The 423-nt window shown below is 37.8% G+C and carries 1 protein-coding gene; it reads left to right on the top strand.

Annotated features, from left to right (window positions below; genetic code table 11):
• Positions 1–14: 14 nt before the first annotated feature.
• Positions 15–305, top strand: a complete 291-nt coding sequence (locus tag AC1DJR_RS33640) for a DUF4183 domain-containing protein (RefSeq protein WP_002031992.1) — start codon at positions 15–17, stop codon at positions 303–305.
• Positions 306–423: the final 118 nt, after the last annotated feature.

The following is a 423-nucleotide window of genomic DNA, read 5'->3' as shown; positions in this document are numbered from 1 at the left end:
GGAGTGAAATTTAATTGCCAATTATTCAACCATTTATCGCTTCTAGAAGATTTACATCTACACTAGGAGCTGGAACAGGAACAGGTGCAGCTTTTGCAATTGCTGCAACAGCTTGTTTAAACGATGCCGGTACTACTGCAACTGCCTTTCCGACTTTTACGTATTACAACCTCTATGTAAACGGCATAATTCAACCTAGCGTGAACTCCAGTGTCACCACAGGTCCTACTGGTGCTATTACAATTCCTGGCGGAGATGTATTAGACGGTGGAATTCCAATTACAATTGAATTTATCGTCACTTAATTTTAACTAACCAAATTTAGAACAAAAAGGGCAGATTTCTCTTTATAGGAAATCTGTCCTTTTTAATTGATAATAATAAATTGAAGGATAATTGAAGATCCTTGTGAGGGTGGTTCAG

The organism is Bacillus sp. 05T31 (genome assembly GCF_056396725.1).
Note: the sequence above shows the minus strand (reverse complement) of the source record. Positions and strands in the feature narration are given on the sequence as shown.